Source organism: Neisseria sp. P0001.S005 (genome assembly GCF_051963715.1).
Genome location: NZ_JBQCTZ010000228.1, coordinates 1 through 5,197, shown reverse-complemented (window position 1 = coordinate 5,197; position 5,197 = coordinate 1). Strand labels below are relative to the sequence as shown.

Below are 5,197 nucleotides of genomic sequence, written 5' to 3'. Positions count from 1 at the left end.
GGCGCAGTTGCCAACGTACCCTTGGTATGGGATATGGCAGACATGGCCATGGGCATCATGGCATGGATTAACCTCGTCGCCATCCTACTCCTGTCCCCACTTGCCTTCCTGCTGTTGAAAGACTACACAGCCAAGCTGAAAATGGGCAAAGCCCCAGAGTTCAAACTCTCCGAACATCCGGGCTTGAAACGCAAAATCAAATCCGATATCTGGTAAAACCAAAGGCCGTCTGAAATTTCAGACGGCCTTTTTTATTCCCTGCCATTTAGACAAAACGATGCCCCTTAAAGCGGAAGCCTTAAGGGGCAGAGCGTTGCGGCACATCTTTTCAGACGGCCTTATTGCAGCAACGTTTCTCATTTCGCAGTGCAACAATATGGACAGATTCTAATTCCAAATCGACACCCAGTCAAGCATTTCATTTGCATGGAAATACTTACCTAGGATATATTTATACTTACTAAACATCATATTACGGAGAAACTGATGGCTGCATTCAAACCCAATCCAATCAACTACATCCTCGGCCTCGATATCGGCATCGCATCCGTCGGCTGGGCGATGGTAGAAATTGACGACGCAGAAAACCCCATCCGCCTGATTGATTTGGGCGTGCGCGTATTTGAGCGTGCAGAAGTACCGAAAACAGGCGACTCTCTCGCAGCGGCAAGACGCTTGGCACGCAGCGTCCGCCGCCTGACCCGCCGTCGCGCCCACCGCCTGCTTCGGGCCCGTCGCCTATTGAAACGCGAGGGCGTATTACAGGCTGCCGATTTTGATGAAAACGGCTTGATTAAATCCTTACCGAATACACCATGGCAACTTCGCGCAGCCGCATTAGACCGCAAACTGACGCCTTTAGAGTGGTCGGCAGTCTTGTTGCATTTAATCAAACACCGCGGCTATTTGTCGCAACGGAAAAATGAAGGCGAAACTGCCGACAAGGAGCTTGGTGCTTTGCTTAAAGGCGTAGCCGACAATGCCCATGCCTTACAGACAGGCGATTATTCGCATACGTTCAGCCGCAAAGATTTGCAGGCAGAGCTAGTTTTGCTGTTTGAAAAACAAAAAGAATTTGGCAATCCGCATATTTCAGACGGCCTTAAAGAAGGTATTGAAACCCTGCTGATGGCGCAACGCCCTGCCCTGTCTGGCGATGCTGTTCAAAAAATGTTGGGGTATTGCACCTTTGAGCCGACAGAGCCGAAAGCCGCTAAAAACACCTATACTGCCGAACGTTTCATCTGGCTGACCAAGCTGAACAACCTGCGTATTTTAGAGCAAGGCAGCGAGCGTCCGCTGACTGATACCGAACGTGCCACGCTTATAGATATGCCTTATAAAAATAAGCTAACTTATGCAAAAGCACGAGAACTGCTGGGATTGGACGATACGGCATTTTTCAAAGGTTTGCGTTACGGCAAAGACAATGCCGAATCGGCAACGCTGATGGAAATGAAGGCTTACCACGCCATCCGCCGTGCGCTGGAAAAAGAAGGTTTGAAAGACAAAAAATCTCCGTTGAGCCTTTCCCCCGAATTGCAGGATGAAATCGGTACGGCATTCTCCCTGTTTAAAACAGATGAGGATATTACAGGTCGTCTGAAAGGCTGCTTGCAACCTGAAATCTTGGATGCACTGTTGAAACACATCAGCTTCGACAAGTTCGTTCAAATTTCTTTGAAAGCGTTGCGCCGAATCGTGCCGCTGATGGAACAAGGCAAACGTTACGATGAAGCCTGCGCTGAAACCTACGGGGATCATTATGGCGAGAAAAATTCGGAGGAAATGCTTTATCTGCCGCCGATTCCCGCCGACGAAATCCGCAACCCCGTCGTCTTGCGCGCCTTATCTCAAGCACGGAAAGTCATTAACGGCGTGGTTCGGCGTTACGGCTCCCCTGCCCGTATCCATATTGAAACAGCAAGGGAAGTAGGAAAATCGTTTAAAGACCGCAAAGAAATCGAAAAACGCCAAGAAGAAAACCGTAAAGACCGTGAAAAAGCCGCCGCCGAATTCCGAGAGTATTTCCCCAATTTTGTCGGCGAACCCAAATCCAAAGATATTCTGAAACTGCGCCTGTACGAGCAACAACACGGCAAATGCCTGTATTCGGGCAAAGAAATCAACTTAGGCCGTCTGAACGAAAAAGGCTATGTCGAAATCGACCATGCCCTGCCGTTCTCGCGCACATGGGACGACAGTTTCAACAATAAAGTGCTGGTATTGGGCAGCGAAAACCAAAACAAAGGCAACCAAACCCCTTACGAATACTTCAACGGCAAAGACAACAGCCGCGAATGGCAGGAATTTAAAGCGCGTGTCGAAACCAGCCGTTTCCCACGCAGTAAAAAACAACGGATTCTGCTGCAAAAATTCGATGAAGATGGCTTTAAAGAACGCAATCTGAACGATACGCGCTACGTCAACCGTTTCCTGTGCCAATTCGTTGCCGACCATATGCTGCTGACAGGTAAAGGGAAAAGACGTGTCTTTGCATCCAACGGACAAATTACCAATCTGTTGCGCGGCTTTTGGGGATTGCGCAAAGTGCGTGCGGAAAACAACCGCCATCACGCCTTGGACGCCGTCGTCGTTGCCTGCTCGACCGTTGCCATGCAGCAGAAAATTACCCGTTTTGTACGCTATAAAGAGATGAACGCGTTTGACGGCAAAACCATAGATAAAGAAACAGGAGAAGTGCTGCATCAAAAAGCACACTTCCCGCAACCTTGGGAATTTTTCGCACAAGAAGTCATGATTCGCGTCTTCGGCAAACCGGACGGCAAATCCGAATTTGAAGAAGCGGATACCCCCGAAAAACTGCGTACCCTGCTCGCAGAAAAATTATCTTCTCGCCCCGAAGCCGTGCACGAATACGTTACGCCACTGTTTGTTTCACGCGCGCCCAATTGGAAGATGAGCGGGCAAGGCCATATGGAGACCGTCAAATCCGCCAAACGACTGGACGAAGGCATCAGCGTGTTGCGCGTACCGCTGACACAATTAAAACTGAAAGACTTGGAAAAAATGGTCAATCGGGAGCGCGAACCTAAGCTATGCGAAGGACTGAAAGCACGTTTGGAAGCACATAAAGACGATCCTACCAAAGCCTTTGCCGAGCCGTTTTACAAATACGATAAAGCAGGCAACCGCACCCAACAGGTAAAAGCCGTACGTGTAGAGCAAGTACAGAAAACCGGCGTATGGGTGCGCAACCATAACGGTATTGCCGACAATGCAACCATGGTGCGCGTAGATGTGTTTGAGAAAGGCGGCAAGTATTATCTGGTTCCGATTTACAGTTGGCAGGTAGCGAAAGGGATTTTGCCGGATAGGGCTGTTGTTGCTTATGCAGATGAAGAGGACTGGACTGTAATAGATGAAAGCTTCAGATTTAAATTTGTACTTTATTCAAATGATTTAATAAAAGTAACTGCCAAGAAAAACGTATTCTTTGGTTATTTTGTTAGTCTAAATAGAGCCACAGGAGCGATTGATATCCGTGTACATGACACAGATAATACCAAAGGGAAAAACGGCATTTTCCAAAGTGTTGGTGTCAAAACCGCCCTTTCATTCCAAAAATACCAAATTGACGAATTGGGCAAAGAAATCAGACCATGCCGTCTGAAACAACGTCCACCTGTCCGTTAAATTAATCTATCCCTGTTTCAGACGGCCTGAAGCAGGGATTTTTTATATAAAAATAAGGGGAAAAATATGACTTGGCGTAGCCTGCTCATTCAAAACGGCGGCAAACTATCCTTGTAACGCCGACAACTGCTGATTCAACAAAACGGCGAGTCCCATACCGTACCATTAGAAGACATCGCCGTTATCATCATAGAAAACCGCGAAACCCTGATTACCGCCCCGCTCCTATCAGCCTTAGCCGAACATGGCGCAACCCTACTGACATGTGACGAGCAGTTCCTCCCCTGCGGACAATGGCTGCCTTATGCCCAATATCACCGCCAACTCAAAATCCTCAAACTACAGCTGAATATAAGCGAACCTTTAAAAAAGCAATTCTGGCAACATATCGTCCGCCAAAAAATCCTGAACCAAGCATTTGTCGCAGACGAAACAGGCAATGATCTTGCAGCCAAACGGTTACGCACTTTGGCATCTGAAGTCCGTTCGGGCGATACAGGAAACCGCGAAGCCCAAGCCGCCGCCCTCTACTTCCAAGCCCTCTTTGGCGAAAAATTTACCCGTAATGACAACAACGCCGTCAATGCCGCATTGAACTACACCTACGCCGTGCTCCGTGCAGCAGTTGCACGCGCCCTGACCTTATACGGTTGGTTGCCCACATTAGGCTTGTTTCATAGAAGTGAGTTGGATCCATTCAATCTCGCCGATGACTTTATCGAACCCTTACGCCCATTGGCCGACCTGACCGTGATACATTTGTACGAACAAGGCCGTCTGGAAACTGAACTGACACCCAAACTCAAACAAAACCTTATCAAGACCCTTCACTGTCAAATCTGCATCGAACGGCAACACTTCAGCACCTTGGCTGCCATAGACAAAATGATTTCTTCATTTCAAGCCAGCGTAACCGACAAAAACGCCAAACAGCTGAAACTACCTGAAATCTTGCCATTGAAAGAATACCAATATGAGTGAGGCCAAATTTATGAGGATTATCGTCTTCTTCGACCTACCAGTCACCACAGCGGCCAAGCGCAAAGCCGCCAATCAATTCCGCCAGTTTCTATTAAAAGATGGATACCAAATGCTCCAGCTTTCCGTATACAGCCGTATTGTCAAAGGCCGTGATTCGTTGCAAAAACACCACAATAGGCTATGTGCAAACCTACCGCAAGAAGGTTCAATCCGCTGTTTGGAAGTAACAGAGAAGCAATATGCCACCATGAAACTGCTGTTGGGAGAGCTGAAAACCCAAGAAAAAAGAGTAAATTCAGACCAACTATCATTATTCTAAGCTCATTTTTTTAGACAAAATAAAACGGGAAACCCTTATAGAATAATGATTTCCCGTTGAGGTATTGTAGCACTGCGAAATGAGAAAGGATCTATCCAAATAAAAAAGCACCACCTAAACAGGTAGTGCTTTCATATTAATTTGCTTATTCAGCAGAATCAGCTGCTTTATCAACCAATTCAACCAATGCCAAAGGAGCATTGTCGCCTTTACGGAAACCGTATTTCAGTACACGAACAT

The 5,197-nt window shown here is 47.4% G+C and carries 4 protein-coding genes and 1 pseudogene; 4 read left to right on the top strand and 1 reads right to left on the bottom strand.

Annotation, left to right across the window (positions count from 1 at the left end; genetic code table 11):
- The 4 genes from ACTHSP_RS17605 to cas2 all read left to right on the top strand — a co-directional run.
- Positions 1-216: alanine:cation symporter family protein (locus ACTHSP_RS17605; protein WP_440346555.1), on the top strand; the 216-nt coding region annotated here is incomplete at its 5' end.
- 270 nt (positions 217-486) lie between these two features.
- Entirely contained in the window at positions 487-3,657 is a 3,171-nt protein-coding gene (gene cas9 / locus ACTHSP_RS17600) for a type II CRISPR RNA-guided endonuclease Cas9 (RefSeq protein ID WP_440346554.1), read from the top strand.
- A 126-nt stretch (positions 3,658-3,783) separates the two neighbouring features.
- Entirely contained in the window at positions 3,784-4,638 is an 855-nt protein-coding gene (gene cas1, locus ACTHSP_RS17595) for a type II CRISPR-associated endonuclease Cas1 (protein ID WP_318250583.1), read from the top strand.
- A complete protein-coding gene (cas2, locus tag ACTHSP_RS17590; protein ID WP_049351001.1) occupies positions 4,631-4,957 on the top strand; it encodes a CRISPR-associated endonuclease Cas2 in 327 nt (108 codons plus the stop codon). The genes cas1 and cas2 overlap by 8 nt, the downstream gene beginning before the upstream one ends.
- 145 nt (positions 4,958-5,102) lie before the next feature.
- On the opposite strand, the pseudogene ACTHSP_RS17585 reads toward cas2, so the two are convergent.
- Positions 5,103-5,197: pseudogene (locus ACTHSP_RS17585) on the bottom strand (50S ribosomal protein L17); the annotation flags it as partial.

Coding starts and splice junctions, on each gene's coding strand:
- cas9 (WP_440346554.1), top strand. CDS start 487: ATGGCTGCATTCAAACCCAATCCAATCAACTACATCCTCGGCCTCGAT.
- cas2 (WP_049351001.1), top strand. CDS start 4,631: ATGAGTGAGGCCAAATTTATGAGGATTATCGTCTTCTTCGACCTACCA.